Origin of the sequence: Pseudomonas sp. Sample_10 (assembly GCF_004321495.1) — a bacterium.
GTDB lineage: Bacteria > Pseudomonadota > Gammaproteobacteria > Pseudomonadales > Pseudomonadaceae > Aquipseudomonas.
Map to the genome: position 1 here is coordinate 1 of NZ_RCOE01000010.1, position 1,589 is coordinate 1,589.

General features: G+C 60.7%; 2 protein-coding genes. Both read right to left on the minus strand.

Features of this window, described 5'->3' with window-relative positions; genetic code table 11:
• Nucleotides 1-1,469 (minus strand): class I tRNA ligase family protein (locus tag D8U18_RS01120; protein ID WP_153189107.1); only part of this gene is annotated, 1,469 nt, incomplete at its 3' end.
• On the minus strand, nt 1,470-1,589 hold a 120-nt coding region (locus tag D8U18_RS01125; RefSeq protein ID WP_277752453.1), incomplete at its 5' end, for a riboflavin kinase.

The following is a 1,589-nucleotide window of genomic DNA, read 5'->3' on the forward strand; positions in this document are numbered from 1 at the left end:
GGGTGCAGCTCGCCGCTTTCCTTGTTCAGGAAGAACGGGATCGGCACGCCCCAGTTGCGCTGACGGGAAATGCACCAGTCCGGACGGTTGGCGATCATCGAGTGCAGGCGCGCCTGGCCCCAGGCCGGGACGAACTTGGTGTCTTCGATGGCTTTGAGCGAGCGCACGCGCAGGGTGTCGCCGCTGGTGGGCTCTTTGTCCATGCCGATGAACCACTGCGCAGTGGCGCGGTAGATCAGCGGGGTCTTGTGGCGCCAGCAGTGCATGTAGCTGTGTTCGATGACAGTGGTGTGCAGCAGCGCGCCGACTTCGGTCAGCTTGTCGACGATGGCCGGGTTGGCCTTCCAGATGAACTGGCCGCCGAAGAACTCCAGCGATGGCACGTACACGCCGTTGCTTTGCACTGGATTGAGGATGTCGTCGTTGACCATGCCGTATTTCTTGCAGGTCACGAAGTCGTCCACACCGTAGGCCGGAGCGGAGTGAACCACGCCGGTGCCGGCGCCCAGTTCAACGTAGTCGGCCAGGTAAACCGGCGACAGACGGTCATAGAACGGGTGACGGAAGTTGATCAGTTCCAGTTGTTTACCGGTGGTGGTCGCGACGACCGAGCCTTCAACGCCATAGCGCGCAAGGCAGGCCTCGACCAGTTCTTCAGCCAATACCAGCAGCTTGTCGCCGATGTCGACCAGCGCGTAGTTGAATTCCGGGTGAACGTTCAGCGCCTGGTTGGCCGGGATGGTCCACGGGGTGGTGGTCCAGATCACGATCGACGCAGGTTTGGCCAGCGACGGCAGACCGAAGGCGGCAGCCAGCTTGGCTTCATCGGCAATCGGGAACGCGACGTCGATGGTCGAGGACTTCTTGTTCTCGTACTCGACTTCCGCTTCCGCCAGGGCCGAACCGCAGTCGAAGCACCAGTTCACGGGCTTGAGGCCCTTGAACACGAAACCACCCTTGACGATTTCAGCCAAGGCACGGATTTCACCGGCCTCGTTCTTGAAGTCCATGGTCTTGTACGGGTTGGCGAAGTCGCCCAACACGCCCAGACGGATGAATTCGGATTTCTGGCCTTCGATCTGCTCGGTGGCATAAGCCCGGCACAGTTCGCGGGTCTTGTCCGCGCCCAGGTTCTTGCCGTGGGTCACTTCGACTTTGTGCTCGATCGGCAGACCGTGGCAGTCCCAGCCCGGCACATAAGGCGCGTCGAAACCCGACAGGGTTTTCGAGCGGATGATCATGTCCTTGAGAATCTTGTTCAGTGCGTGACCGATGTGGATCGTGCCGTTGGCGTACGGAGGGCCGTCGTGCAAGACGAACTTCGGACGATCCTTGCCAATCTCGCGCAACTTTCCGTACAGGCCAATACTGTCCCAGCGCTGCAGAATCTGCGGTTCGCGCTGTGGCAGGCCGGCCTTCATTGGGAAGGCGGTGTCCGGAAGGTTTAGCGTGGCTTTATAGTCGGTCATTTAAGGCTCTTCATTAGCGATTGGCGCTAGGTGCGACAGGGCACGGGCGGCGGCGACATCCGCATTGATCGCCGTCTTAAGCGCCTCCAGAGAGGCGAAACGCTGCTCTTCACGCAGCTT